Genomic DNA, 26,548 nt, shown 5'->3' on the forward strand with positions numbered 1-26,548 from the left:
AGGCGGCCTTCGGGCCGCCTCTTTGCGTTTGGGCTTCAGGCTTCGCGCTTCAGGCGGCGCAGTTCGAACGTCTGGCGCACCCATTCGGCGGCGCAGAAGACCACCGCGATCAGGCCCAGCCAGGCGGCCACCACGAACATGGCGGCGTAGCCCTGACGCTCGATCAGTTCGCCAAGGGCCCCGCGCCCCAGGGTGCCGATCAGCAAGGCCAGGGAGGTGAAGACGGCGAACTGGACCGCGCCGAACATCTTGTTGGACAGGGCCGACAGATAGGCGACGAAGGCGGCGCCCGCGAAACCGCCGGCGATGTTCTCTCCGGCGATGGCCAGCATCAGCCGCGCCATCGGTTCGCCCAGGTGGAACAGGCCGAACAGCTTGTAGAGGCCGCTGACCTGCATGAAGCCGTGGATGAAAGGCGCGCCGAGCGCCAGGTCCATCATCAGCAGATTGGTCGCCGCCGACAGCACCGCGCCCAGCAGTAGGCTGGCCATCCGCCCGATGACCAGAAGCGCCCAGCCGCCCAGGCCGATGCCCAGGATGGTCATGACCACGCCGAACGTCTTGGATGCCAGGGCGATCTCGGTCTTGGTGTGGCCCAGGGCTCCGCCGGTGTCGCCCATGTAGAAGGGGAAGGCGAACGGCCCCCAGACCCCGTCGGTGATGCGATAGGTCAGGATCAGGCCCAGGACGATGACCGCGCCCCAGCCCAGACGCCCCATCAGTTCGACCAGAGGCGCCAGGATGGCGTCATAGAGGGTATTCAGCAGAGCCGGAGCGTCGCGCTCGACGGGCGCCGACCCGGTCTTGCCGCCGCGCCAGACGATCAGTCCGGCCAGAAGCGCGGGCAGGATGACGGCCCCGCCGACGATCCAGGGTCCCCAGGTGGCGGTGAACTCGCCCGCGCTGGGCGCCGGCGTGACGCTCAGCGCGGTGACCATGAAGCGGATCAGCATGAAGGCGGCCCAGACCCAGGCGGCCAGGGTGACGACCAGAGCCGTCATGCGCAGGCGCGGCGAGCCGATGCGCTCGCGGGCGATGGCCTGTTTCGGCGCGGGCTTGGGCTCCGGCGCGATCAGGGTGCCCAGCAAACCCAGACCCATCAGGCCCGCGCCGATGACGAAGGTCGAGGACCAGCCGAGATGATCGGCCAGCACCAGGGCGCCCGCGCCGCCGACCAGGGCGGCCGTGCGGAAACCCAGCTGATAGACGGTGGACAACAGATCGACCGGGACCCGCTCGTCGGCGACCTCGATCCGCCAGGTGTCGATGACGATGTCCTGGGTCGCCGAGGCGAAGGCGCCCAGCGCCGCCGCCCCCGCCAGCATGGCGATGGCGCCCGTGCCCGGGTGCGACAGGGCGATGGTCAAAAGGGCGCCGACCAGAACGACCTGGCACAGGATCAGCCAGGACCGGCGCCGTCCCATCTTGCCGATGATCGGCGGGGTCAGGCCGACCGAGGGAGACCACAGGAACTTGAACGCTCCGAACAGACCCACCCAGGACAGGACGCCGATGGTGGCCACCGAGACGCCCGCGTCCGACAGCCAGGCGTTCAGGGTGCCGAACAGCATGGCGAAGGGCAGACCGGCCGAGAAGCCCAGCAGCAGCATGGCCAGGGTGCGGCGCTCACGAAAGGCCGCCTTCAGCACGCCCAGACCTTTCGGCGACGGCTGCAGGGCCGCGACCTCGGAAGCGGGCGTCTTCGTGTCGGTCATGCGGGTCTCCGGCGGACGCCGCCGGACACGGGCGGTCGTGGTTACTGGGCGCCGACCTTGGCGCGGTTGCCGACGTTCGTCCAGCGGGTCAGGGCGGCGCGCAGGGCGTCGGCCTCCAGCGGCTTGGTCAGATGGTCGTTCATGCCCGCTTCCAGACAGGCGATGCGGTCCTCGGCGAAGGCATTGGCGGTCAGGGCCACGATCGGCGTGCGCTCGCCGCGTTCGCGCAGCGCCCGCGCCGCCGCCGGACCGTCCATGCGCGGCATCCGCATGTCCATGAAGATCAGGTCGAAGCGGGCTTCCTTCAGCGTCAGCAAGGCCTCGTGGCCGTCAGCCGCCGTCTGGACCACGCAGCCCTCGCGGCGCAGCAGGGTCTTGGCCAGAAGGGCGCCGACCGGATTGTCCTCGACGAGCAGGACGCGCAGCCCTTTGAAGGCGACGGGCGTGACGCGATCGTCATCCTGGGCGCGCGCCGTGGGAGCCGCCAGGCCCTTGCGGCGCCCCGCCGCCGCCAACACGCGCTCGGCCAGCGAGGCCCGACGCAGCGGCTTGATCAGATAGCCGTGGAAGCCCGCCGCCCGGTAGCGGTCGATCAGATCGCGTTCGCCGGCTTTCAGCAGGATGATGGCCTCGCCCTGCGACGGCTTGACCATCAGGGCGCCGTCCTCAGCCATGGCGTGGTCGATCAGGGTCACGCCCGCCTGACGCGCGACTCGCCCGCCCGAAGCTTCGATCTGGGCCGTCGCCGCCTGGCGCACGAAGGGGTCGGGGCTGCGCACCGCCACCGCCACGCCGTCCAGAGGACGAGGGCGAGCCGCAGCGCCCGCCGCCACGGCGAAGGGGGCCTCGAAGCGGAAGCGGGCGCCGGGTCCGTCAGGCCTGTCGCTCACGGCGACCGTGCCGCCCATGGCCTGGGCCAGACGCCGGACCACGGCCAGGCCAAGACCCGCGCCGTCGAAGCGGGCGGCGTCCGAGGCGTCGGCGTGACCGAACTCGTCGAAGATGCGACCGCGCGCCTCTTCGGGCACGCCCGGGCCGGTGTCATCGACGACGAAGGCCAGGCGGGGACGGGCGGCGGTTCCGCCCGCGCGCTCGACCGTCAGGCGGACCCCGCCCCGGTCGGTGAATTTCACGGCGTTGCCGGCCAGATTGAACAGGACCTGCCGCAGGCGCCCCTCGTCGGCGATCACATCGGGCGCGTCGGCGGAGACGGACCAGACGAGCTCCAACCCCTTGTCGTGGGCCTTGGGGCTGAGCAGTTCGGCCACGCCGCGCGTCAGGCCTTCCAGATCGACGGGAGAGGCGTCGAACTCCAGCGCCCCGGCCTCCAGCCGAGCGAAGTCCAGCAGGTCGTTGACCAAGCCCAGCAGATGTTCCGCCGACTTCTGCGCCGCCTCGGCATAGGCGCGCTGGGCGCCGTCCAGCTTGGTCCGCGACAGCAGGCCCAGCATGCCGATCACCCCGTTCAGGGGCGTTCGCATCTCATGACTCATCAGCCGCAGAAACTGCTGTTCCGGCGCGTCTGAGGGCGCTCCGGGGCGGGCGGCGGGCGTGATCTCGGTCGGTGCGTGCGTTCTGCGTGCCTGGGCCATAGCGATCACTGTAGCGCCCAAGGGTTAAGCGTGGCCGAACGAGGATTTCAGACCTCAGAAGGCTGGCGTCTCGCTGCGGTGCGCCGTCTGACGGTCGCAATCGCCCTGCGCCCCGACGGTCGTGCGGCGATACATCAGGGCCTCGGCGACGTGGCGACGCAGCACCCCGGTCGAGCCGTCCAGATCGGCGATGGTGCGCGCCAGCCGCAGGGTCCGGGTCCAGCCACGCGCGGTCAGCCCGCCGGCCTCGCCGGCCCGCATCAGCAGGGCGCGTCCTGCGTCGTCGGGTGTGGCGAAGCGATCCAGTGTCTCGCCCGAGGCGCGGGCGTTGATCGCCTGATCGCGCGCCTTGTCGGGGTCAAAGCCCGCCGCACGAACGCGTTCCTCCTGCTGGGCGCGAGCCGTCGCCACGCGAGCAGCGGCCTCGGCCGTGCCCTCGGCGGGCGCGGGCAGGGCCATGTCGGCGGCGGTCACCGGCGGGGTCTCGACCGTCAGGTCGATACGATCGAACATGGGACCCGAGATGCGGTTCTGATAGTCCCTCTGGCAGCGCGGGGCCTTGCCGCAGGCGCCGCGCCCGACGCCGCCGAGACCGCAGCGGCAGGGGTTCATCGCCGCCACCAGCTGGAAGCGGGCCGGATAGCGGACATGGGCGTTGGCCCGCGCCACCACGATCTCGCCCGTCTCCAGCGGTTGCCGCAGGCTGTCGAGCGCCTGGGCGGAATATTCCGGCAGTTCATCCAGGAAGAGCACGCCGTTGTGGGCCAGCGAGGCCTCGCCCGGCTTGGCCCGCAAGCCGCCGCCGGTCAGGGCGGCCATGGAGGCGGAGTGGTGCGGAGAACGAAAGGGCCGGTCCCGGGTCAGGGCCCCGCGCTGGATCAGGCCCGCCACCGACCAGACCATCGAAGTCTCCAGCAGTTCCTGCGGCGTCAGCGGCGGCAGGAGGCCCGGCAGACGCTGGGCCATCATCGACTTGCCCGAGCCCGGCGGGCCGACGAACAGCAGGTTGTGGCCGCCCGCCGCCGCGATCTCCAGCGCCCGCTTGGCGCTCTCCTGGCCCTTGACCTCGCGCAGGTCGGGAACCGCCCCGCCCGCCGTCACCGGACCCGGCTCAGGCGCGCGCAACACCTGCGTGCCCCGGAAATGATTGATCAGGCCGATCAGGGATCGGGGCGCCAGGATGGCGGTCTCGCCTGCCCAGGCGGCTTCGGGTCCATTGGCCTCGGGACAGATGAGGCCCAATCCCATGGCCCCAACGGCCATGGCCGCCGGAAGCGTGCCGCCCACGGCCGCGATCTGACCGTCCAGCCCCAGTTCGCCGACCGCCGCCCAGCCGTCCAGGGCGTCCGGCGCGATCACCCCCATGGAGGCCAGAAGCGCCAGGGCGATGGGCAGGTCGAAATGGCTGCCCTCCTTGGGCAGGTCGGCGGGCGCCAGGTTGGCGATGACCTTCTTGGGCGGCAGGGCCAGGCCGATGCCCGCAAAGGCCCCGCGCACCCGTTCGCGGCTCTCGGCCACCGCCTTGTCCGGCAGGCCGACGATGGCGAAGGCCCCGGCGGGCGTCGCCACCTGCTGCACCTCGACGTCGACCCGTCGCGCCTCGACCCCGTCGAAGGCGACCGTCACCACCCGCGCGACCATGGGCTCCCTCCCGCTGACCGGAAGAGAACAAATCACGAACCTGGACGAACCGCAAGAGCGCCGTTACGTCACTCGATCAGGGCAGGTCGGCTTCCGGCGCCAAGGTATGGATCACCTCGCCTGCGGCATTGAGGAACTGGATGGCGCCATACCCCTCCTCCGTCACCGTCATACGAACGCGCGGCCTGTCGTTCCTGTCGGACAGGGCGACGGCCGGCGTGCCGTCGGCGGCGACCGACAGACGCATCCGTGTCGGCGTCTGCACGCCCGGCACCAGGGCGTCGCCGAGACCCGGCTCACGGATCAGAGGCGGGGCCTGGTTGATGACGAAGCTGACGGCGCCGTCCGGCGACACGCGCCAGCCGATCGCGTCCATGGCCGGATGATCCAGGGCCAGCACCGCCATGCCGCCCTCGACATCGGCCGTACCGAAGCCGCCACGCTCGCTGCCCTTGTCGTCATAGAGGATCAGGCCGGCGACGTTGAAGGCGCGCTTGTACTGGATACCGTCGATGATCGGCGCGGGCGTGGCCCCTGACAGGGTCATGCGGATAGTCCCGTCGGCGTCGACGATGTCGATGCGGCGAGCCGTGATTCGATCGTGATCCGGCGTCTCGACGCGGGTCCGCGGCGTGCGCGTTTCGATGATCCGCTCCAGCACCTCCATCGACGGACGCTTCGGCGCCGCGTCCGGCACTGTGTTCTGGGCCGCCTCCTGGGCCGATGCGGGCGCCGCGATCAGCAGCGCCAGACCGGCCAGAGATCCGGCCTTCATCATCCTGGTCATGGGCTCCCCTCCCGTTGCAGGCAATCTCAGACGGTCGCGTGCTTCTTCTTCTCGATCACGTCCCACATCAGGGCCGTGGCGTCGACGCCGCTGAACTTCAGTAGCTGCTGGGCGCCGGTGGGGGAGGTGACGTTGATCTCGGTCAGGTAGTCGCCGATCACGTCGATGCCGACGAAGATCAGGCCGCGCTCCCTCAGATAGGGGCCGATGGCGGCGCAGATTTCCAGGTCGCGCGGGGTCAGCTCGACCGGCGCCGCCGTGCCGCCGACGCGCAGGTTGGAGCGCACCTGATCCTTGGCCGGAATGCGGTTGATGGCGCCGACCGGCTCGCCGTCGATCAGGATGATGCGCTTGTCGCCCCTGGACACCGCCGGGATGAATTTCTGGATCACCAGAGGATCGCGCGACCCGGCGGCGTGAATCTCGATCAGGGCTTCCAGGTTCGGGTCGTCGGCCTTGAGCCGCACCACGCCCGAACCGGCGGCGCCGTGCAGGGGCTTGAGCACCACGTCGCCGTGACGGCGGTGGAAGTCGACCAGGGCGACCGGGTCTGACGACACCAGAGTCGGCGGCTGCAGGCCGGGGAAGAGGGTGGCGATCAGCTTCTCGGGCGCCGAGCGCACCTCGGCCGGATTGTTGACCACCAGGGTCTTCGGGTGCACCCGTTCCAGCATATAGGTGGCGGTGACATAGGCCATGTCGAAAGGCGGGTCCTGACGCATCAGGATGACGTCTACGTCCTCGGCCAGGTCGAGGATCACCTCGGGCCCGAAGTCGGCGTGCTCGCCCTGCACCGTGTTCACCGTCACAGGACGGGCGCGGCAGAACAGACGGCCCTCGTCCAGCGCCAGGGTGCGGAAGTCGTAGACCCACAGCCTGTGTCCCCGCGCCTGGCCCGACAGGGCCATGAGGAAGGTGGTGTCGGACTCAACGTTCACCGCCTCGAGCGGATCCATCTGGATGGCGACTTTGAGCATGGGAGAGAAGTCCTTGGTAGAAGAGGGCGCTATCGCTCGCGCCGCGGGCGCTTGCTGTTTGAGCTAGTTTTAGTTCGCTATGCTCGCGTCGCGGACGCTCGCGGCTTGAGCGCCGCCTGTGACGCTCAAGCTCCTACTTGATGGCGCCGGGCATGCACCGCAAGGCTTCAGTTCAGGCGCATCCGCACCCGGTCCATGCTGGCGCGGTGAGCGTCGGCGGGGCCGTCGACGGCGCGGGCGCGCGACAGGGCCTGCAAGGCCCCGGTCAGGGCCCCCTGCTTCTCGCGCGCGGCTGCGACGTCCAGCCAGGGGCGGTGGTCTTCGGGGGCCAGCAGGGCGCGACGCAGGGCCGAGCGCTCGGCGCCCTCATAGTCCTCGACCACCAAGGCGCGGGCGAACAGAACATTCTGCAGCCGGATCAGGGCATGGCGGTCGCTGACCGGCGCCATCAGCAGGTCCAGCCGGTCGGCGACGTGCGGCGTCAACCCCGCCAGAAGGGCGCGCCGCGTCAGTTCGCTGGGCAAAACCAGACGACCCTGACTGAAAGGGTCCAGCGCCACAGGCCCGTCGGGCGTCTCGACCCGCAACAGGACGTGGCCGGGAAAGTCCACCGCCGCCGCCTTCAGTCCGGCACGTCGCGCCGCGTCGAGGTAGAATATCACCAGGGCCGCCGACAGGCCGCGCCGCCGTTCGGCCACGTCGATGATGTCGGTGTTGCCGGGATGGTCGTAGCTCAGCAAGTCGCCGTTCAGCCGCAGGTCTGCGGCCATGGTCTCGGCCAGGGCGTCGTCGGGACTTTCATGGGCGGCGCGCTCTCTGACCCTTTGCGCGGCCTGATCGGCCAGCAGACGCACCGCCTCCGGGTCGCGGAAGGGATAGTCGTGGATGGCGCAGGCGATGGCGCAGTCGAGCAGGGGAAAGCCCTCGTCCCCGGCGCTTCCCGCCTGGGTCAGAATGGTTTCCGCCTCGTCCCGGGTCACCGGATGTCCGCTCCTGTCGAGATCACCCCGCGAAGATGACGCGGAAATCGTCCGGGAGCCAGCGCCACCATATCAATCCGCAGAATCAGCCCGCGCAGCGAAGGCCGGCTGCGGGCCACGGCCGCGCCGGCCGAAACCAGTCGACCGTGCTGCTCCGGCCCCAGGGCCAGGAGGGCGGCCTCGATCGTGCGCCGCCTTTTGACCTCGACCACCGCCAGGGTGCGGCCGCGTCTGGCCAGTATGTCGATCTCGCCGCCGCGCCCCTTCAGGCGAAAGGCCAGGATCTGATAGCCCTTGAGCATCAGCCAAAGGGCGGCGATCCACTCGGCGCCGTGGCCTTCCCGATGCGACCGCCCGCCCAGCGCCTGACGCCAGCCCGACTTGGGCCGACGTGGCGACGAACGGGGCCGCAGGCGGGGCTTCACCCCCGCCCCTGCATTTCCAGCGCCCGCTTGTAGAGGGGCTTGCGGGGCAGGTTCAGCGCCCTGGACACCTCGGCGGCGGCCTCGCCCGGGGGCAGGCGGGTCAGGGCCTCGGCCAGGGCCGCATCAGCGTCGGCCGCGCTGGCGACCTCGGCCTCGCCGGGACCGATGACGACGACGATCTCGCCCTTGGGCGCGTCGCAGCGTGGATCGGCGGCCAGTTCCGAAAGCGTCCCGCGCACCGCCTCTTCATAGAGCTTGGTCAGTTCGCGGGTGACGGCGGCCGGGCGGTCGCCCAGCACCACCGCCATGTCGGTCAGGCTGTCCTTCAGGCGCGGGCCGCTCTCGAAGAAGACCAGGGTCTGACGCCCGACGCGCAGTTCCTCCAGCATGGTTTTCCGCGCCCCCGACTTGGGCGGCAGGAAGCCGGCGAACAGCACCCGGTCGGCGGGTTGCCCCGCCAGGCACAGGGCGGCCAGCAGGCTGGAGGCTCCGGGAACGGGATGGACCGGCAGGCCCGCGTTGATGGCGGCGCGGGCCACGACATAGCCGGGGTCCGACACCAGAGGCGTGCCCGCGTCCGACACCAGGGCCACGACCTCGCCCGCCTTCAGACGCTCGACGGCGATCTCGGCGGCGCGCGCCGAGGCGTGATCGTCGCAGCGTTCCAGCCTGGCCCGCAGGCCATAGGCGGTCAGCAGTTTGGCGGTGACGCGTGTGTCCTCGGCCAGCACCAGATCCGCGGCGGCCAGAACGTCCAGCGCCCTCAGGGTCATGTCGCGCAGGTTGCCGATGGGCGTCGCCACCAGATAGAGGCCCGGCGCGACGGAGCGGGCGGGCGGAGCGGTAGGCGGGAACAGCGAGGCGTCTGACATCGGCGCGACCCTGCCAGCCCGGACCGTCCGGGTCTAGGGCGAGGGCTAGGTCAGCAGGGCTTTCAAGACCGCGTCGAGCAGGGGCCGCCCCCGCGCGGTGGCGGCCGCCCGGTCGTCTTGCAGGCTGAGGAAGCCGTCGGCGACCAGGTCGGCCAGCGGTCCGGTCGTCTCCGAGAGGCTCAGGGTCTGCAGCAGCGACAACGGCACGCCCTCGACGGTGCGCAGACCCAGCAGCACCAGCTCCTCGGCGGCGCCCGGCGCATCCAGCGTCTCGCGCTCGGCCCAGGGCGTGCCGGCGGCGACGCCAGCCACATAGTCGGCGATGCGGCGATGGGCGACAGTGGCCGTCCGCTCGCCCCCCAGGGTCAGCCGCCCATGGGCGCCGGGGCCGAGACCCAGATAGTCCCCGCCGCGCCAGACGTGCAGGTTGTGGCTCGACCGCGCCGCCACATCGCGGGCGTGGTTGGACACCTCATAGGCTTCGAAGCCTGCGCCCTCGAGCACGGCCTGGGTGGCCTCGTACAGTTCGGCGGCCAGGTCCTCGTCCGGCGGGGTCAGCGTCCCGCGCGCAAAGGCCCGACCGAAGGCCGTCGTCGGCTCGATGGTCAGCTGATAGGGCGAGACGTGCTCGAAGCCGAGGTCCAGCGCCGTGGTCAGTTCCGCCGTCCAGTCGGCCACGGATTGCCCCGGACGGGCGTAGATAAGGTCGATGGAGAGGCGTGGGAAGGCCTTGGCCGCCGTCTCGACCGCCCGCCGGGCCTCGGCCGCCGAATGGTCGCGGCCGAGAAATTTGAGCGCCGCGTCATCGAACGACTGCACCCCCATGGACAGGCGGTTGATCCCGGCCTCGGCCAGAGCGGCGTAGCGGCCCGACTCGGCGTCGGTGGGGTTGGCCTCCAGTGTGATTTCGATGTCCCCGATAGGTGGGAACAGCGCCTCGGCCCGATCGATCACCGCCGCCACGGCCTCGGGCGGCATCAATGAAGGCGTGCCGCCGCCGAAGAAGATCGAGGCCAGACGCCGCGGGCCCGCCAGACGGCTCTGCGCCTCCATGTCCTTCAGGATGGCCTGCACCAGCGCGGCCTGCTCCTCGACCCGCCCCCGGTCGCGCACGACGTTGAAGTCGCAATAGGGGCAGATGCGGCCGCAGTAGGGCCAGTGGATATATAGAGCCAGCGCCCCTGACAGCGTGTCAGTCAATCAGCGCCGCCTTGAGCCGGGCGAAGGCGCGGGCGCGGTGGCTGATGGCGTCCTTTTCAACCGGGTCCATTTCGCCGAAGGTCAGCGCCGAGCCTTCGGGCCGGAAGATGGGATCATAGCCGAAGCCCCGGTCGCCGCGCGGCGGGAAGACCAGGTCGCCGTCGATGCGGCCCTCGACCACCACGCAGGGGCCGTCGGGCCAGGCCACGGCCAGAGCCGAGGTGAACCAGGCCCGGCGATCCGTGGCGCCGACCTCTTCCAGCCGCGCCTCGACCTTCTTCATGGCCAGGGCGAAATCCTTGCCCGGCCCGGCCCAGCGCGCCGAGAAGATGCCCGGCGCCCCGTCCAGCGCCGCAACCGAAAGGCCGGAGTCGTCGGCCAGGGCCGCCTCGCCCGAGGCCTCGGCGGCGTGACGCGCCTTCAGCATGGCGTTGCCGACGAAGGTGCTCTCGGTCTCGTCCGGTTCAGGCAGGTTGAGGCTGCCGGCCGTGACGATCCTGTAATTTCCATCCAGCAGCGCTTCGATCTCGCGCGCCTTGCCCGGATTGTGGGTCGCGGCCACCAGCCGCATCCCCTTGATCAGCTTGAGATTCATGACGCGACCCTAGTCCTGTCCGATGCATTGCGGAAGTTTAACATCGTTAAACGATATGTAACGTGCTTTTCGACGGGGTCGCCCCTATCTTCAATCTCAAGAACGGGGGTCGCACCGTTCGGACGAAGCGAGAAAGACGCAAAGTTCACCCAGCGACACAACAGAAACGCACGAAAATCGTGCAAATCACGGAGAGATACGATGCAAGCGATGAAAACCTCGATCTGGATGGACCGCGTCGGCCACGGCTTCTTCAACGCCCTTCTGCTGGCTGCCCTGCCCACCGCCGCCATCGCCATGGTCGTCCAGAGCCTGTGATCCGGCTCTGGATCGTACCGGGGGCTTTGACGATCAGCATGAACACCGCGAAGAATAGCGCCGCGTGAGGGTTCGCCGGACCCCGCGCGGCGATCGCCGCCCGAACCACCCGGCCTGAGATCTGACTTCATGCGCTTCCCGAAACTGCCTACTATCGGGATAAGAGCGCCGCGCCTGACCGGCGCGAACCTGCGGACACCCAATTTGAAAACCATAGGCCCCGGCTCTGTCTCCAGCCTGCTGAAGATCGCCCTGGACGTCGCCTATGTCCTGCTGACCCTGATCACCGGCGTGCTGCTGCTGCTCTGGGTCGCCTCTATCTTCATTCCGCTCGACAACCTCAACGTCACTGTCACCGACGGCGACAACGGCCGTCAGATTCCGCTGACCCGCCCGCTACTGCTGTTCGGCGTGGGGGCCATGACCGCCTACTTCGGCGGCTTCCTGATGATCCTGCGCGGTCTGCGGAAGATCTTCCGCACCCTGACGCTCGGCGATCCCTTCCAGCCCGACAATGTGCGCCGCCTGCGCCAGATCGGTCTGATCCTGGCCATCGTGACCGGCGGCGTCTGGGTGGCCCAGGGGCTGGTGGCCGCCCGCCTGGCTCCCGGCGTCATGGAGCCCCAGGGCGTCAGCGACCTGCTCACTCCCGTCTTCTCCATCCTCGTCGTCTTCGTCCTGGCGGAGGTCTTCCGCGAAGGCGCCCGTCTGCGCCGCGAATCCGAACTGACGATCTGATCTGGAAACGCTAAGCTCTGCCCATGGCCATTCGCGTCCAACTTGACCGCATTCTCGCCGAACGACGCATGTCGCTGACGGAGCTCGCCGACCGCGTCGGCGTGACGGTCGCCAACCTGTCGATCCTCAAGACCGGCAAGGCGCGCGCCGTGCGCTTCTCGACGCTGGACGCCCTGTGCCGCGAACTGGACTGCCAGCCCGGCGACCTGCTGGCCCACGAGCCCGGTCCCGGAGACGTCTTCGACGGCGAGGACTGAGGTGGCCCGCAAAGGCCCTTCGGACCCCACCGACGATGACAAACGCATCTGGGCCCGGGTGACCGGGACGGTGACCCCGCCCGCGCGCCGCAAGGCCGCCCGCGTCACCCCCGGCGCGGTCGTGCCTGATCCTGAAACTCCGCTCGTTGCCGCGAAGCCCGCGCGCGGCGTCGCCGGCAAGAAGCGCAAGGCGCCCAATCAGACGCCGAGTTTCGAGGCCCTGGGCCTCGTCGCTCCCGCCAAGTCGGCGACGAGTCGCGCCCGTCCGACGCCCGAGGAGCTGGAGCCGCGCCGCCAGCGTCGCCTGTCGCGCGAACGCGATCCGATCGAGGCGCGCATCGACCTGCACGGCTTCGGCCGCTTCGAGGCCGAGGACCAGCTGCGCGGCTTTCTCATCAGCTGCCAGATGCGCGGCCTGCGCTCGGTTCTGGTCATCACCGGGCAGGGACGACGCGGCGGCGGGATCATCCGCGGCTCCGTACACGACTGGCTGACCGGGCCGCACCTGCGCGGCGTGGTGTCCGGCTTCGCCTCGGCCCACCGCCGCCACGGCGGCGACGGCGCCCTTTACGTCACGCTGAAGCCGCGCGGCTGACGCTTCTCCGTCACCCCGGACGGCCGTCAGGTCGATCCGGGGCCCAGGCGGCGGCCCTGGACGGCTCCGCGACATCTTGGAACTCCGCCGTCTGGATCCCGGATCGTCGGCTCGCGAGCGAGCCTTGTCCGGGATGACGGAAGAAGAAGTTAGCCCAGCTCCTAGCCTTGGGCGTTTCGGATCGCCGCCGCCCCGGCCACCGGGGCGACGACCACCGCGAACAGGACATAGGCGCCCAGCAGGGCCAGGGCCGACATCGGATCGCCGCCGCCCGCCGCCCGCGTCAGGGCGCCCGCCCCAAACACCACCGGCGGAATGAAGAGCGGCAGGACCACCACCGCGATCAGCAGACCCCCGCGCCTGGCCCCCAGAGCCAGAGCCGCGCCGAGCGTCCCGGTGAAGGCGAAACCCAGACCGCCGAGCGCCGCCGCCAGCGCCGTCAGGCCGATCAGGTGGGCCGGCTGGCCCAGGGCCAGAGCCGCCACCGGGGCGGCGAGGGCCAGCGGCAAGCCGGTCGCCAGCCACTGGGCCAGGGCCTTGACCGCCACCGTCGCCTCCAGCGGCAGGGGGCCGAGGGCCAGAAGGTCCAGCGCCCCGTCCTCCAGATCGCGCTCGAACAACCGCTCCAGCGACAACAGGGAGGCCAGGGCCAGGGCCATCCAGCTGGCGCCCGAGGCCGCCGGGGCCAGAACGCGCGGATCGCCGCCCGCCGCCAGCGGCAGGATGGCGGTCAGGCACAGCATGAAGCCGCACGCCAGCAGCGGCCCGCCGCCGCCGCCCCAGGCCAGCGACAGCTCGCGGCCGAACAGGACCCGCACGGCCCTCACGCCAGCCCTCCCAGATCCAGATTGCGCGCCGGAACGGGCAGGGGGTCGTGCACCGCCGCCAGGATCATGCCTCCCGACGCCAGATGCCCCGCCATCAGCTCTGCGGCGACCGCCCGCCAGCGCTCGTCCAGCGGGGCCAGGGGTTCGTCGAGCAGCCACAGGGCGCGCGGCGCGGCGATCAACCGGGCCAGCGACAGGCGGCGCTTCTGCCCCGCCGACAGCTTGCGGGTCTCCAGATCGAGCAGGGGCGCCAACGACAACCGCGTGACGGCGGCCTCGCGCGCGGCCTCGCTTCCGCCCAGCCAGGCGGTCTGGAAGTCGAACTCCTGACGCGCCGTCCGCGTCGGCTTCAGCCCTTCGAGGTGGCCCAGCAGATGGACGCCGCCCTGCCGCGCGACCTCCGAATCCAGCGCCTCACCGTCCGCGCCGCCAAAAGTGATCGCCCCCGAATCCGGTCGGATGAAACCCGCCACGGCGCGCAAGAGGCTTGTCTTGCCGGCGCCGTTGGCCCCGGTCAGGGCCACGGCCTCGCCTGCCGAAAGGCGCAGCGACAGGCCCCGAAACAGAATCCGCTCGCCGCGCGAGAGGCTCAGGGCCTTAATATCGACCGTCTTCAGCATGGCGCCGCCAAGTTGCGAACCGTTCTCGATGTCCATGACGCCGGTGTGGATACATGGACGGCTTCCCCGCACAGGACTATATCCGCAAGCGCCGCAGCAGGCTTTCGCCGCGCGCGCCTGGGACCTGTGCGCCCCGGCGTCCAGCGCGCGAAGGCGCAACCGAATTGTCGGGCGGCGTTAGTCAGAGGACTTCTCCATGCCGTCGATTGACAGCCTCAAGACCCGTCAGGACCTTTCGGTCGGGCGCAAGAAATACGCCTATTACAGCCTTCCGGCCGCCGAGGAAGCCGGTCTGGCCGGGATTTCCCGCCTGCCGCGCTCGATGAAGGTGCTTCTAGAGAACCTGCTGCGCAACGAAGACGGCGTCTCGGTCACCGAGGACGACCTGAAGGCCGTCGCCGCCTGGATCGAGAACAAGGGCGCCGTCGAGCACGAGATCGCCTTCCGTCCGGCCCGCGTCCTGATGCAGGACTTCACCGGCGTGCCCGCCGTGGTCGACCTGGCCGCGATGCGCGACGCCATGGCCAAGCTGGGCGCCGACGCGGCCAAGATCAATCCGCTGGTCCCGGTCGACCTGGTCATCGACCACTCGGTCATGGTCGACCACTTCGGCAACGCCAAGGCCTTCGGCCAGAACGTCGAGCGCGAGTATGAGCGCAACATCGAGCGCTACAACTTCCTGCGCTGGGGCTCCTCGGCCTTCAACAACTTCCGCGTCGTGCCCCCCGGCACCGGCATCTGCCACCAGGTCAACCTGGAGAATCTGGCCCAGACCGTCTGGACCCTGGACGAAGGCAAGAAGACCGTCGCCTATCCCGACACCGTCGTCGGCACCGACAGCCACACCACCATGATCAACGGCCTGGCCGTCCTGGGCTGGGGCGTCGGCGGCATCGAGGCCGAGGCCGCCATGCTGGGCCAGCCGATCCCGATGCTGATCCCGGAAGTCGTCGGCTTCAAGCTGACCGGCAAGCTGCCGGAAGGCGCCACCGCCACCGACCTGGTGCTGACCGTCACCCAGATGCTGCGCAAGAAGGGCGTGGTCGGCAAGTTCGTGGAATTCTTCGGCGACGCCATCGCCGGGATGACCATCGAGGATCAGGCCACCATCGCCAACATGGCCCCGGAATACGGCGCCACCTGCGGCTTCTTCCCCGTGTCGCGCGCGACCATCGACTATCTGACGGCCACCGGCCGCGACAAGGCGCGCGTCGCCCTGGTCGAAGCCTACGCCAAGGCGCAAGGCCTGTGGATCGACGAGACCTCGGAAGACCCGGTCTTCACCGACGTTCTGGAGCTGGACATCTCGACGGTCGTGCCGTCCCTGGCCGGTCCCAAGCGTCCGCAGGACCGCGTTGAACTGACCGTCGCCGCCCCCTCGTTCGAGACCGCCCTGGCCGAGGTCTTCGGCCGCCCGACCGACGCCGAGCGCGCCGCCGTCGACGGCGAGAAGTTCACCGTCGGCGACGGCGACGTGGTCATCGCCGCCATCACCTCCTGCACCAACACCTCGAACCCCAGCGTCCTGATCGCCGCCGGTCTGGTGGCGCGCAAGGCCCACGCCCTGGGTCTGAAGGTCAAACCCTGGGTCAAGACCTCGCTGGCCCCCGGCTCGCAGGTCGTCACCGACTATCTGACCGACGCCGGCCTGCAAAAAGACCTGGACGCCATGGGCTTCAACCTGGTCGGCTACGGCTGCACCACCTGCATCGGCAACTCGGGCCCGCTGGACCCGGCCATCTCGAAGGCGATCAACGACAACGGCCTGGTCGCGACCTCGGTCCTGTCGGGCAACCGCAACTTCGAAGGCCGCGTGAACCCCGACGTCCAGGCCAACTACCTGGCCTCGCCGCCGCTGGTCGTGGCCTACGCCATCGCCGGTTCGATGCGCATCGACATCACCAAGGATGCGATCGGTCAGGACAAGAAGGGCAAGGACGTCTTCCTGAAGGACATCTGGCCGACCTCGCAGGAGATCGCCGACATCCAGAAGAAGTCGGTCACCCCGGCCATGTTCGCCAAGCGCTACAAGGACGTCTTCAAGGGCGACAAGCACTGGCAGGCCATCAAGGTCACCGGCGGCCAGACCTATGAGTGGGAAGACACCTCCACCTACGTCCAGAACCCGCCCTACTTCGAAGGCCTGTCGATGGAGCCGGCCCCGGTCAGCGACATCGTGGAAGCCCGCATCCTGGGCATCTTCGGCGACTCGATCACCACCGACCACATCAGCCCGGCAGGTTCGATCAAGAAGGCCTCGCCCGCCGGGGTCTATCTGACCAACCACGGCGTCGACGCCCTGGACTTCAACAGCTACGGCGCCCGCCGCGGCAACCACGAAGTCATGATGCGCGGCACCTTCGCCAACATCCGCATCCGCAACAAGATCACCCCGGACATCGAGGGCGGCGTCACCAAGCACTTCCCGTCGGGCGACACCATGTCGATCTATGACGCGGCCATGCGCTACCAGTCGGAAGGCCGTCCCCTGGTCGTCTTCGCCGGCAAGGAATACGGCACGGGCTCGTCGCGCGACTGGGCGGCCAAGGGCACGCGCCTGCTGGGCGTCCGCGCCGTCATCGCCGAAAGCTACGAGCGCATCCACCGCTCGAACCTGGTCGGCATGGGCGTGGTGCCGCTGCAGTTCAAGCAGGACGGCTGGCAGAAGCTGGGCCTGACCGGCGAGGAGATCGTCACCATCCGTGGCCTGACCGACGCCAACATCGGCAAGCTGAAGCCGCGTCAGGACCTCTGGGTCGAGATGTTCCGCCCGTCGGACGGCAAGATGGCCCGCTTCCCGGTCCGCTGCCGCATCGATAACCAGACCGAGCTGGACTACCTGCTGGCCGGCGGCGTCATGCCCTACGTCCTGCGCAACCTGGCCGGCGGCCCGCAAGCCGAGGCGCCCGCAGCCGCCGAATAAGGCGGGGCTTCAGGCTAAGGACTGGAAAGGCCGGTGGAGCGATCCACCGGCCTTTTTCTTCGACCATCCGCCGCCTCTTGCCTCATGCGTTTGGCGTCACGAACGGCTACAAGACACCGATGTTGCGCCTGTCAGAACTCAAGCTGCCCCTCGATCACCCGCAGGAGGCCTTGCCCGCCGCGATCGCTACCCGCCTGGGCGTGCCGCCGGGTGATGTCATTTCCTGGTCGGTCTGGAAACGAGCGCACGACGCGCGTCGGAAGTCTGCGATCCTGAAGGTCTATATTGTCGACGTCGAGGTCAGGGACGAGGCCATGTTGCTGGCCCGCTTCAAGGACGACGTGCACGTTCAGCCCGCACCGGACGTCACCTATCGTCCGGTTGCGGTCGCGCCCAAGGATCAGCGCCTGAGGCCCGTCGTGATCGGAGCCGGGCCCTGCGGCCTGTTCGCTGGGCTGATCCTGGCCGAAATGGGCTTCAAGCCCATAATCCTCGACCGCGGCAAGGTAGTGCGGGAACGCACCAAGGATACCTGGGAGCTGTGGCGCAAGAGCAAGCTGCACCCGGAATCCAACGTACAGTTCGGCGAGGGCGGCGCCGGCACCTTCTCCGACGGCAAACTCTACAGCCAGATCAAGGACCCGCGCTTCCTGGCCCGCAAGGTCCTGACCGAGTTCGTCGCGGCGGGCGCGCCGGAAGAGATCCTGACCGAGGCGCATCCGCACATCGGCACCTTCCGTCTGGTGACCATGGTCGAGGCCATGCGCGAGAAGATCGAGGCCCTGGGCGGCGAGTACCGGTTCGAGCACCGGGTGGTCGATGTCGAGCTCGACAAGGGCAAGCTGCGGGGCGTGCATCTGCACACCGGGGAGTTCCTAGAGGCCGACCATGTGGTCTTCGCCATCGGCCATTCGTCGCGCGACACCTTCCAGACCCTTTACGACCGGGGCGTCCATATCGAGGCCAAGCCCTTCTCGATCGGCTTCCGCATCGAGCATCCGCAATCGTGGATCGACCGGGCCCTGTTCGGGCCCTGCGCCGGACACCCCGATCTGGGGGCGGCCGCCTATTCGCTTTCGCACCACTGTTCGAACGGGCGGACCGTCTACAGCTTCTGCATGTGCCCGGGCGGCACGGTGGTGGCGGCGACCAGCGAGCCGGGCCGCGTCGTCACCAACGGCATGAGCCAGTATTCGCGCAACGAGCGGAACGCCAACTCCGGATTCGTGGTCGGCATCTCGCCCGAGGACTATCCCAGCGACCACCCGCTGGCGGGGATCGAGCTGCAACGGGATTTGGAGACGCGCGCCTATGCGGCGGGCGGCGGCGACTATTTCGCGCCGGGCCAGCTGGTCGGCGACTTCCTGGCGGGACGGCCCTCGACCGCACTGGGCGAGGTCGTGCCCAGCTATAGACCAGGTGTGCGCCCGACCGATCTGGCCCCGCTTATGCCGGACTATGTGATCGCGGCGATGCGCGAGGCCCTGCCCGTCTTCGGCCGCAAGATCCCTCGCTATGACGACGCCCAGGCGGTGCTGACGGGGGTGGAGACGCGCAGTTCCTCGCCCATCCGCATGACGCGCGGCGCGGACTTCCAGAGCCTGAACGTGCGCGGTCTGTTTCCCGCCGGCGAAGGCGCGGGCTATGCCGGGGGCATCCTGTCGGCCGCCGTCGACGGCATCAAGGTCGCCGAGGCCGTCGCCCGATCAATGATCGGACAGACGGCGACCTAGACGCGCCGCCCATGAAAACGGCCGATGGATCGCTCCACCGGCCGTTTGTCTCTCAAACTGTCGTCCGCCTTATTCGGCCGCGATGCGATCCGCGTATTCGGGGATCTGGTCGAAGTTCATGTAGCGGTAGACCTCGTCGCGGTCGGCGTCGATGACGCCCATCTCGGCCATGTATTCGGCCACGGTGGGGATGCGGCCCATCTTGGAGGCGACGGCCGCCAGTTCGGCCGAGGCCAGATAGACGTTCGAGCCCTTGCCCAGACGGTTGGGGAAGTTGCGGGTCGAGGTCGAGACCACGGTCGCGCCCTCCTTCACCTGGGCCTGGTTGCCCATGCACAGCGAGCAGCCCGGCATCTCCATGCGGGCGCCGGCGCCGCCGAGGGTCGAGTAGTGGCCCTCCTTGGTCAGTTCCGAGGCGTCCATCTTGGTCGGCGGGGCCACCCACAGACGGGTCGGGATGTCCTTCTTGCCCTTGAGCAGCAGGGAGGCCGCGCGGAAGTGGCCGATATTGGTCATGCACGAACCGATGAAGACCTCGTCGATCGGGGTCTCCTGCACCGCCGACAGCAGGCGCGCGTCGTCGGGGTCGTTGGGGGCGCACAGGATGGGCTCCTTCACGTCCGCCAGGTCGATCTCGATGACGTGGGCGTATTCGGCGTCGGCGTCGGCCTCCAGCAGGTTCGGCGCGGCCAGCCAGGCCTCCATGGCGTCGATGCGGCGCTGCAGGGTGCGGGCGTCGGCGTAGCCGTCGGCGATCATGTTCTTCATGAGCACGATGTTCGAGGTCATGTACTCGATGATCGGCTCCTTGTTCAGCTTGACGGTGCAACCCGCCGCCGAACGTTCGGCCGAGGCGTCGGTCAGTTCGAACGCCTGTTCCACCTTCAGGTCCGGCAGGCCCTCGATCTCGAGGATGCGGCCCGAGAACTCGTTGACCTTGCCGGCCTTGGCGACCGTCAGCAGGCCCTGCTGGATGGCGTAGTAGGGGATGGCGTGGACCAGATCGCGAAGCGTGATGCCCGGCTGCATCTCGCCCTTGAAGCGGACCAGGATGGATTCCGGCATGTCCAGCGGCATGACGCCGGTGGCGGCGCCGAAAGCCACCAGGCCCGAACCGGCCGGGAAGGAGATGCCGATGGGGAAGCGGGTGTGGCTGTCGCCGCCGGTGCCGACGGTGTCGGGCAGCAGCAGGCGGTTCAGCCAGGAGTGGATCACGCCGTCGCCCGGGCGCAGAGCCACGCCGCCGCGGTTGGAGATGAACTGCGGCAGTTCGCGGTGGGTCTTGACGTCGACCGGCTTGGGATAGGCGGCGGTGTGGCAGAAGGACTGCATCACCATGTCAGCCGAGAAGCCGAGGCAGGCCAGGTCCTTCAGCTCGTCGCGCGTCATCGGGCCGGTCGTATCCTGCGAGCCGACCGTGGTCATGCGCGGTTCGCAATAGGTGCCCGGACGGATGCCTTGGCCTTCCGGCAGACCGCAGGCGCGGCCGACCATCTTCTGGGCCACGGTGAAGCCCTTGCCGCTGTCTTCGGGGGTCACAGGCAGGCGGAACTCGGTGGAGGCGGCCAGCCCCAGGGCCTCGCGGGCGCGGGCGGTCAGCGACCGTCCAATGATCAGGTTGATGCGGCCGCCGGCCTGGACCTCGTCCAGCAGGACCTGCGACTTCAGCTCGAAGTCGGCGACCTTTTCGCCGTTCTTCTCGATCTTGCCCTCGTAGGGATAGATGTCGATGACGTCGCCCATGTTCAGGCCGGTGACGTCGACCTCGATCGGCAGGGCGCCGCTGTCTTCCTGGGTGTTGAAGAAGATGGGGGCGATCTTGCCGCCCAGGGTCACGCCGCCGAAACGCTTGTTCGGCACGAAGGGAATGTCCTGGCCGGTGGCCCAGATGACGCTGTTGGTCGCCGACTTGCGCGACGAGCCGGTGCCGACCACGTCGCCGACATAGGCGACCAGATGACCCTTGGCCTTCAGGTCCTCGATGAACTGCATCGGGCCGCGCACGCCGTCCTGTTCCGGCGTGATGCCCGGACGCGCGTTTTTCAGCATGGCCAGGTAGTGCAGCGGAATGTCGGGGCGCGACCAGGCGTCGGGCGCCGGCGACAGGTCGTCGGTGTTGGTCTCGCCGGTCACCTTGAAGACGGTGACGGTGATCTTGTCGGCGACCTTGTCGCGCGAGGTGAACCACTCGGCCTCGGCCCAGGACTGCAGCACGGCCTGGGCGTTGGCGTTGCCGCCCTTGGCCAGCTCGGCGACGTCGTGGAAGAAGTCGAACATCAGCAGGGTCTTCTTCAGACCCTCGGCGGCGACGGCGCCGACCACGACGTCGTTCAGCAGGTCGATCAGCGGCTTGACGTTATAGCCGCCGACCATGGTGCCCAGCAGTTCGGTCGCGCGCTCGCGCGACAGCGACGGCACGGCGAAGTCGCCATGGGCCACGGCGGACAGGAAGGAGGCCTTGACCTTGGCCGCGTCGTCCACGCCGGGCGGCACGCGATGGGTCAGCAGGTCCAGCAGTTCCTGCTCGGCGACACCGGCGGGCGGCGCCTTGATCAGCTCGATCAGGTCGGCGGTCTGCTCGGCCGACAGCGGCAGCGGCGGAATGCCCAGGGCCGCGCGTTCGGCGACGTGAAGACGATAGGTTTCGAGCATGAGCGGCCTTCCTTGGTCCAGTCGCGACATGACTGGCCCGCCGGCCCGCCAAAACCGCGCGTGGCCTTTCCCACATAAGGATCAGGGTCGCAAGGGAAGGGGGCCCGTTCGGCCTTCGACCTCCGTCGTAGAGGGGCCTCATCCCTCAATCGTCATCCTCGGGCTTGACCCGAGGATCGAGCGGAGCGGCGCGCTCGACCTTTTAGGCGTCGCGCAGGCGGATAATCCGATCCTCGGGTCAAGCCCGAGGATGACGGCGGACATGGAGGTAGGCATGTGAAAGGCATGGAGGCTCAAGGGCGGCGGCGACTCGCCGTCAGTCCAGCTTGAGCGCCTCGGCCAGCAGACGGGCTTCGGCGGCGCGGCTGGAGCCGGCGCGCCAGGCGACGACGATCTCGCGGCGGGGGGCGTCGGCGGAGATGGGCCGGACCACGACGCCGGGGTTGTCGGCCAGACCGGCCTGCACCGCCATCTGCGGCAGGAAGCTGACGCCCAGACCCGAGGACACCATCTGGACGAGGGTGTGCAGGGAGGTGGCGGCGAAGACGTCCTCCCCGCGCGGGGCTTCGATGTTGACGGCGGCCAGAGCCTGATCGCGCAGGCAGTGGCCGTCTTCCAGCAGGATCAGGTCGTCGGCCTTGAGCATCCCCTCGGGGATGGGACCGGCGCCCGCCAGCGGATGGCCGACCGGGGCGGCGGCCAGGATTTCGTCGTCGCCGATGCGGGCGTGGTCGATGCCCGGCGCCTCATAGGGCAGGGCGATGACCGCGGCGTCCAGCTGGCCCGCCTTCAACCCCGCGATCAGTCGCGGAGTCAGGTCCTCGCGGATAAAGAGACGCAGGGCCGGATAGCGTTCGCGCAGACCCGGCAGGGCGCGGGGCAGCAGGAAGGGGGCGACGGTGGGAATGATCCCCAGACGGAACCGGCCCGACAGGGGCTTGCCCGCATTGCGCGCCGCCTCGACCAGATCCTCGGTGCGGGCCAGGACGTCCTCGGCGCGCTTGACCGCCTCGGCGCCGACGGCGGTCAGCTGGACCGCGCCGCGCGTGCGTTCGACCACCGGCGCGCCCAGGATCTTCTCCAGCTCCTGCACTCCCGCCGACAGGGCCGGCTGGCTGACGTGGGCCGCCTCGGCCGCGCGGCTGAAGGAGGCGTGCTCGGCCAGGAGCTTGAGATAGTGGAGCTGTCGCAGGGTGGGGAGCATCCGCCCCACATAGGCGCGCCCTATGGTGTTTTCAAAGACAATCGAAACCATTGATGAGCAGGACGCCGCGAGCCGATCAGCCCGCGGCGCCCCCCGCCTCTAGTTCAGGTCGAACCGGTCGGCGTTCATCACCTTGGTCCAGGCCGCCACGAAGTCGCGGATGAACTTCTCGCCGGCGTCGGCCGAGGCGTAGACCTCGGACAGGGCGCGTAGCTGGGAGTTGGAGCCGAACACCAGATCGGTGCGGGTGGCGGTCCACAGCTCCTCGCCGCTGGCGCGGTCATTACCGGTGAAGACCTCGTCGGCGCTGTCGTCGACCTGTTTCCAGCCGGTCTTCATGTCCAGCAGGTTGACGAAGAAGTCGTTGGACAACACGCCCGGCCGGTTGGTCAGTACGCCGTGGGTCGAGCCGCCATGGTTGGCGCCCATCACCCGCAGACCGCCGACCAGGACCGTCATTTCCGGCGCGGTCAGACCCAGAAGTTGCGCCCTGTCAATCAGCATTTCTTCGGTCGGGACATTGAAGCGGACCTGCAGATAGTTGCGGAAGCCGTCGGCGCGAGGCTCCAGCACCTTGAAGCCGTCCACGTCGGTCTGGTCCTGCGAGGCATCGGTGCGGCCGGGCGTGAAGGGGACGGCGACATCATAACCCCCGGCCTTCGCCGCCTGCTCGACCCCGACCACGCCGCCCAGCACGATCAGGTCGGCCATGGAGACGTTCAGGCCCGAGGCCGCCTGGATGTCCTCATAGACCTTGAGGACGCGGGCCAGCTTCGTCGGTTCGTTGACGTCCCAGTCCTTCTGCGGGGCCAGACGCAGGCGTCCGCCGTTGGCGCCGCCGCGATAGTCCGAACCGCGGAAGGTCACGGCCGAGGCCCAGGCCGTCGACACCAGCTCAGCGACCGACAGGCCCGAGGCCGCAATGCGGTCCTTCAGAGTCTTGACGTCGGCGTCCGACAGTTTCGGTCCCGTGTGCGACGGGATCGGGTCCTGCCAGATCAGGTCCTCGGCGGGGACGTCCGGCCCCAGGTAGCGGGCCTTGGGCCCCATGTCGCGGTGGCACAGCTTGAACCAGGCGCGGGCGAACTGGTCGCCGAAATAGGCCGGATCGGCGCGGAACCGCTCCATGATCGGCCGATAGATCGGATCGATCTTGAAGGCCATGTCGGCGGTCGTCATCATCGTCGGCACGCGCTTGCCCGGCGTATGCGCGGCCGGGGCCAGGGTTTCCGGCGGATTGCCCACCGGCTGCCACTGCTTTGCGCCCGCCGGGCTGCGGACCAGCTCGTAGTCGTGGTCCAGCAGCATGTCGAAATAGGTCATGTCCCAGGTGATCGGCGTAGGGGTCCAGGCGCCCTCGATGCCCGAGGTGATCGTGTGGTCGCCGATGCCGCTCTCGTGGCCCGAGATCCAGCCCAGGCCCTGCTGGGCGATGTCGGCGCCCTCGGGGCTGACGCCCACCTTGGAGGCATCGCCGGCGCCGTGGGCCTTGCCGAAGGTGTGCCCCCCGGCGGTCAGGGCGGCCGTCTCCTCGTCGTTCATGCCCATGCGGGCGAAGGTCTCGCGAATGTCGCGCGCCGAAGCCAGGGCTTCAGGCACGCCGCCGGGACCTTCCGGATTCACATAGATCAGGCCCATCTGGATGGCGGCCAGGGGCTCTTCCAGCGCCATGTCCTTGTCTGGCTGGATGCGGGTCTGGTTGCCCTCGTCGCCGACCCAGTTCTCTTCGGTGCCCCAATAGACGTCCTTCTCCGGCTCCCAGACGTCGGCGCGGCCGCCGCCGAAGCCGAAGACCGGCCCGCCCATGCTCTCGATGGCGACATTGCCGGCCAGGATCATCAGGTCGGCCCAGCTGAGCTTGGCGCCGTACTTCTGCTTGATCGGCCACAGCAGGCGGCGCGCCTTGTCCAGGTTGCCGTTGTCCGGCCAGGAGTTGAGCGGGGCGAAACGCTGCTGGCCCGCGCCGGCGCCGCCGCGCCCGTCCCCGGTGCGATAGGTGCCCGCCGAGTGCCAGGCCATGCGGATGAAGAAGGGGCCATAGTGGCCGTAGTCCGCCGGCCACCAGGGCTGACTGTCGGTCATCAGGGCGGTCAGGTCGCGCTTCACCGCCGCCAGGTCCAGCGACTTGAAGGCGGCGGCGTAGTCGAAGTCGTCGCCCATCGGGTCGCCCGACTTGCCCTGCTGATGCAGGATGTCCATCGACAGCTGATTGGGCCACCAGTCGCGGTTGGTGCGCCCCAGAAGCGAACGCAGGGCGCCCGGTTCCTTGCGGGGATCGTGGAGAGGGGTGGGGCCGCCTGCTTGTCCGTCCATGACTTTCCTCCTGGTCAGCAGATTAGGCCCGGAGCCTACGCCCGGTTCCGCGCTGAAGGAAAATCGATAAACTTTCTCGCCACCAGCAGGAAAACTTATGGTCGAGATGGATAGGCGCGTTTGCGCATTGCCCTGGACCCATAACTAAAATCTATTCGGCTGTGTGAAATCATCGATTTGACTTCCGAGGCCCCACGTCCCATCTGAGGCCCATCGGCGATGCACCTCCCTGCGACGCCGGAAGTCTTACATTGTCAGAATGGAGCTCCACTATGCTGGGCGTCGGTCAAAAACTGCCTGAATTCAAGATCACTGGCGTGAAGCCGGGCTTCAACAGCCACGAAGAAAACGGCGTTTCGGCCTTCGAAACCGTCACCCAGGACAGCTTCGAGGGCAAGTGGAAGGTCATCTTCTTCTACCCGAAGGACTTCACCTTCGTCTGCCCGACCGAAATCGCCGCCTTCGCCAAGCTGAACAAGGAATTCGAAGACCGCGACACCGTGATCCTCGGCGGTTCGACCGACAACGAGTTCACCAAGCTGGCCTGGCGTCGTGACCACGACGACCTGAACAAGCTGCCGATGTGGCAGTTCGCCGACTGCGGCGGCAAGCTGGCCCGCGAGCTGGGCGTCCTGGACGAGGAAAACGGCGTCGCCCTGCGCGCCACCTTCGTTGTGGACCCGCACAACGTGGTCCAGCACGTCTACGTCACCAACCTGAACGTCGGCCGTTCGCCGGAAGACACGCTGCGCGTGGTCGATGCTCTGCAGACCGACGAACTGTGCGCCTGCAACCGCCCGGTCGGCGGCGAGACCCTGGCCGCTTAAGTACTGGCCAAGGAAGGCCCGGACCGCGTTCGTAATGGTCCGGGCCGCCCCTCTCGAAGAGGCGGCGGCGGGCGACTGTCGCCGCCTTTTTCATGCCTGACGCCCCCGAATCCGGCCCTGACGGGGCGCGTCGGCAGTCCCTATATCGTATCCGGCGCAAGCGGCGCCGTTGAGCAGAAGGAAGTCCCCATGTCCATCGACGCCCTGCGCGACCTCATCCCGGCCTACGGCAAGGACATCTCGCTGAACCTGTCCTCGCTGGCCAGCGAGACCGTGCTGAACGACCAGCAGAAGTGGGGCTGCTTCCTGGCCTCGGCCCACGCCATCGGCGTCGCCCCCGCGGTCAAGGCCATCGAGGCCGCCGCCGCCGCCGTCATGACCCCCGAAGCGATGAACGCCGCCAAGGCCGCCGCCGCCATCATGGGCATGAACAACATCTACTACCGCTCGCTGCACCTGATGAAGAACAACGAGTACACGACCTTGCCGGCCAAGCTGCGCATGAACGTGATCGCCAACCCGGGCGTCGACAAGCTGGACTTCGAACTGTGGTCGACCGCCGTCTCGGCCATCAACGGCTGCGGCGCCTGCCTGGACGCCCACGAAGGCGAACTGCGCAAGCACGGCGTGCCCAACGTCCAGGTCCAGGCCGCCCTGCGCATCGGCGCCGTGGTCCACGCCGCCAGCCGCATCCTCGCCTCGGAAGCCGCCCTGGCCGGTTGATCCGCAGGCGCCGCCAGACAGCAGAAAGGCGCGG

The 26,548-nt window shown here is 68.9% G+C and carries 22 protein-coding genes; 7 read left to right on the forward strand and 15 right to left on the reverse strand.

Annotated elements, in window-relative coordinates; genetic code table 11:
• Nucleotides 1–35: 35 nt before the first annotated feature.
• The 10 genes from ACI2KI_RS12875 to rdgB form a co-directional block, all read right to left on the reverse strand.
• Nucleotides 36–1,715 (reverse strand): AmpG family muropeptide MFS transporter, encoded by a 1,680-nt coding sequence (locus ACI2KI_RS12875; RefSeq protein ID WP_404620632.1) that lies wholly within the window; start codon nt 1,713–1,715, stop codon nt 36–38.
• A gap of 41 nt (nt 1,716–1,756) precedes the next feature.
• A complete protein-coding gene (locus tag ACI2KI_RS12880) occupies nt 1,757–3,307 on the reverse strand; it encodes a response regulator (RefSeq protein WP_404620634.1) in 1,551 nt (516 codons plus the stop codon).
• A 54-nt stretch (nt 3,308–3,361) separates the two neighbouring features.
• The gene (locus tag ACI2KI_RS12885; RefSeq protein WP_404620636.1) at nt 3,362–4,948 is read right to left on the reverse strand and encodes a YifB family Mg chelatase-like AAA ATPase; all 1,587 of its coding nucleotides are present in this window, start codon (nt 4,946–4,948) and stop codon (nt 3,362–3,364) included.
• Between the two features lie 76 nt (nt 4,949–5,024).
• A complete protein-coding gene (locus ACI2KI_RS12890; protein ID WP_404620638.1) occupies nt 5,025–5,735 on the reverse strand; it encodes a hypothetical protein in 711 nt (236 codons plus the stop codon).
• Between the two features lie 26 nt (nt 5,736–5,761).
• Complete coding sequence (gshB, locus tag ACI2KI_RS12895; RefSeq protein ID WP_404620640.1) at nt 5,762–6,712, reverse strand: glutathione synthase; 951 nt, start codon at nt 6,710–6,712, stop codon at nt 5,762–5,764.
• Between the two features lie 167 nt (nt 6,713–6,879).
• Nucleotides 6,880–7,692, reverse strand: a complete 813-nt coding sequence (locus ACI2KI_RS12900; protein WP_404620642.1) for a SirB1 family protein — start codon at nt 7,690–7,692, stop codon at nt 6,880–6,882.
• A complete protein-coding gene (locus tag ACI2KI_RS12905) occupies nt 7,689–8,117 on the reverse strand; it encodes a YraN family protein (RefSeq protein WP_404620644.1) in 429 nt (142 codons plus the stop codon). The genes ACI2KI_RS12900 and ACI2KI_RS12905 overlap by 4 nt, the downstream gene beginning before the upstream one ends.
• The gene (rsmI, locus tag ACI2KI_RS12910; protein ID WP_404620646.1) at nt 8,114–8,989 is read right to left on the reverse strand and encodes a 16S rRNA (cytidine(1402)-2'-O)-methyltransferase; all 876 of its coding nucleotides are present in this window, start codon (nt 8,987–8,989) and stop codon (nt 8,114–8,116) included. The genes ACI2KI_RS12905 and rsmI overlap by 4 nt, the downstream gene beginning before the upstream one ends.
• Nucleotides 8,990–9,034: 45 nt before the next feature.
• Nucleotides 9,035–10,189, reverse strand: coding sequence for a radical SAM family heme chaperone HemW (gene hemW, locus ACI2KI_RS12915; protein ID WP_404620648.1), 1,155 nt, complete (start codon nt 10,187–10,189; stop codon nt 9,035–9,037).
• Nucleotides 10,182–10,784 (reverse strand): RdgB/HAM1 family non-canonical purine NTP pyrophosphatase, encoded by a 603-nt coding sequence (rdgB, locus tag ACI2KI_RS12920; protein WP_404620650.1) that lies wholly within the window; start codon nt 10,782–10,784, stop codon nt 10,182–10,184. The genes hemW and rdgB overlap by 8 nt, the downstream gene beginning before the upstream one ends.
• A gap of 522 nt (nt 10,785–11,306) precedes the next feature.
• On the opposite strand from rdgB, the gene ACI2KI_RS12925 reads away from it, so the two are divergent.
• From ACI2KI_RS12925 to ACI2KI_RS12935, 3 genes are read left to right on the forward strand one after another with little or no spacing between them, the layout of a single operon-like run.
• Nucleotides 11,307–11,840, forward strand: a complete 534-nt coding sequence (locus ACI2KI_RS12925) for a DUF2975 domain-containing protein (RefSeq protein WP_404620652.1) — start codon at nt 11,307–11,309, stop codon at nt 11,838–11,840.
• A gap of 23 nt (nt 11,841–11,863) precedes the next feature.
• Nucleotides 11,864–12,097, forward strand: a complete 234-nt coding sequence (locus ACI2KI_RS12930; RefSeq protein WP_292084896.1) for a helix-turn-helix transcriptional regulator — start codon at nt 11,864–11,866, stop codon at nt 12,095–12,097.
• Nucleotide 12,098: 1 nt separating this feature from the next.
• Entirely contained in the window at nt 12,099–12,692 is a 594-nt protein-coding gene (locus ACI2KI_RS12935; RefSeq protein ID WP_404620654.1) for a Smr/MutS family protein, read from the forward strand.
• A gap of 161 nt (nt 12,693–12,853) precedes the next feature.
• Here ACI2KI_RS12935 and ccmB read toward each other — a convergent pair whose 3' ends face one another.
• Both ccmB and ccmA read right to left on the reverse strand, forming a co-directional pair.
• Nucleotides 12,854–13,519, reverse strand: coding sequence for a heme exporter protein CcmB (gene ccmB, locus ACI2KI_RS12940; protein ID WP_404620656.1), 666 nt, complete (start codon nt 13,517–13,519; stop codon nt 12,854–12,856).
• Entirely contained in the window at nt 13,516–14,139 is a 624-nt protein-coding gene (gene ccmA, locus ACI2KI_RS12945) for a heme ABC exporter ATP-binding protein CcmA (RefSeq protein WP_404620867.1), read from the reverse strand. Before ccmA ends, ccmB begins: the two co-directional genes overlap by 4 nt.
• A gap of 196 nt (nt 14,140–14,335) precedes the next feature.
• Between ccmA and acnA the strand changes: the two genes are divergently transcribed.
• Together acnA and ACI2KI_RS12955 are read left to right on the forward strand one after the other, a co-directional pair.
• A complete protein-coding gene (acnA, locus tag ACI2KI_RS12950; protein WP_404620658.1) occupies nt 14,336–17,062 on the forward strand; it encodes an aconitate hydratase AcnA in 2,727 nt (908 codons plus the stop codon).
• Nucleotides 17,063–17,181: 119 nt separating this feature from the next.
• Nucleotides 17,182–18,795 (forward strand): NAD(P)/FAD-dependent oxidoreductase, encoded by a 1,614-nt coding sequence (locus tag ACI2KI_RS12955; RefSeq protein ID WP_404620660.1) that lies wholly within the window; start codon nt 17,182–17,184, stop codon nt 18,793–18,795.
• Between the two features lie 69 nt (nt 18,796–18,864).
• Here the strand turns inward: ACI2KI_RS12955 and acnB are convergent, their stop codons facing one another.
• The 3 genes from acnB to katG all read right to left on the reverse strand — a co-directional run bounded on the left by acnB (nt 18,865) and on the right by katG (nt 24,964).
• Nucleotides 18,865–21,447, reverse strand: coding sequence for a bifunctional aconitate hydratase 2/2-methylisocitrate dehydratase (gene acnB, locus ACI2KI_RS12960; RefSeq protein WP_404620662.1), 2,583 nt, complete (start codon nt 21,445–21,447; stop codon nt 18,865–18,867).
• A 316-nt stretch (nt 21,448–21,763) separates the two neighbouring features.
• Nucleotides 21,764–22,651: a hydrogen peroxide-inducible genes activator gene (locus tag ACI2KI_RS12965; protein WP_404620664.1), complete on the reverse strand. Its 888-nt coding sequence runs from the start codon at nt 22,649–22,651 to the stop codon at nt 21,764–21,766.
• A gap of 99 nt (nt 22,652–22,750) precedes the next feature.
• Nucleotides 22,751–24,964, reverse strand: a complete 2,214-nt coding sequence (katG, locus tag ACI2KI_RS12970; RefSeq protein ID WP_404620666.1) for a catalase/peroxidase HPI — start codon at nt 24,962–24,964, stop codon at nt 22,751–22,753.
• Between the two features lie 272 nt (nt 24,965–25,236).
• On the opposite strand from katG, the gene ACI2KI_RS12975 reads away from it, so the two are divergent.
• Together ACI2KI_RS12975 and ACI2KI_RS12980 are read left to right on the forward strand one after the other, a co-directional pair.
• Nucleotides 25,237–25,791 (forward strand): peroxiredoxin, encoded by a 555-nt coding sequence (locus tag ACI2KI_RS12975; RefSeq protein ID WP_404620668.1) that lies wholly within the window; start codon nt 25,237–25,239, stop codon nt 25,789–25,791.
• 189 nt (nt 25,792–25,980) lie between these two features.
• A complete protein-coding gene (locus ACI2KI_RS12980) occupies nt 25,981–26,514 on the forward strand; it encodes a carboxymuconolactone decarboxylase family protein (RefSeq protein ID WP_312063852.1) in 534 nt (177 codons plus the stop codon).
• The last annotated feature ends 34 nt before the right edge of the window (nt 26,515–26,548 follow it).

Source organism: Brevundimonas sp. NPDC046655 (assembly GCF_044901625.1).
Classification (GTDB): domain Bacteria; phylum Pseudomonadota; class Alphaproteobacteria; order Caulobacterales; family Caulobacteraceae; genus Brevundimonas.